General features: G+C 57.0%; 1 protein-coding gene. It reads right to left on the bottom strand.

From position 1 onward, the window contains the following. Positions 1-112: 112 nt before the first annotated feature. Positions 113-751 (bottom strand): glutathione S-transferase family protein, encoded by a 639-nt coding sequence (locus QKW60_RS20985; RefSeq protein WP_282371664.1) that lies wholly within the window; start codon positions 749-751, stop codon positions 113-115. Positions 752-803 lie beyond the last annotated feature (52 nt).

The following is an 803-nucleotide window of genomic DNA, read 5'->3' as shown; positions in this document are numbered from 1 at the left end:
GTGCAGCGTCCCCGAACCTGCCGTTCGTTCCATGACGCAGCATTTTTAACCAGCCAAGGCCCGGATCGCGGGAGAGAGTGAGCTTTTGCCGCGGCTGCGCCAATGTCCGCAGTCAGTAGGTCCCCCTGAGCGCCTCGTAAGAGACCATCGCGTGGTCCCGGTATGCTGGCCTTTCCTTAAGACGCTCATAGTATCTGCCAAGATGCGCAAGCTCCGGTCTTGGCCAGTCGAGACTGAAGTACCTGTACAGAATGTGCCCACAGGCGATATCGGCAAAGGAAAACCGGTCGCCATCGAGCCATGGCCCCTCGGCAATTCGTGCATCGAGCATTTCCGCAAGCGGTATCAATCTGGCCGTTGCATTGCGCAAGATAGCCGGATCGCGTGTCGAGGGCGGTAAGCGAACGCCATATACAAACACTTCGAGAACGGCCTCAGTAAAGGTTCCCTTTCCCCATTCCGCCCATGTATCCAGCGGACCACGGCGCGCGGGATCGGAAGGCCAGAAGTCATCCGTTCCGTAAGTGGCGGCGAGGTATCGCAGGATGGCGGCGCTCTCGAACATGCATACATCCCCATCCTGTATGACCGGGACGCGACCCATCGGGTTCATTTTCAGGTATTCATCGGTGCGGGTGGAGGCGTGACCGTGACCAAAATCCAAGCGCTCATGATCCAGACCAAGCTCGTTGATGGCCCACATTACAAGCTGGACACTCGAAGAATTCCGCCGCCCGTAGACCTTAATCATCTAGCGTTCCCACAATCCTCTTTATCTCAATCCCAACACGTAGCAGACATTC

This window comes from Albidovulum aestuarii (assembly GCF_029961185.1).
GTDB classification, from domain to species: domain Bacteria; phylum Pseudomonadota; class Alphaproteobacteria; order Rhodobacterales; family Rhodobacteraceae; genus Albidovulum; species Albidovulum aestuarii.
Note: the sequence above shows the minus strand (reverse complement) of the source record. Positions and strands in the feature narration are given on the sequence as shown.

Excerpts from the sequence above, each read along its gene's own strand:
- QKW60_RS20985 (WP_282371664.1), bottom strand. The coding sequence starts at position 751 with ATGATTAAGGTCTACGGGCGGCGGAATTCTTCGAGTGTCCAGCTTGTA.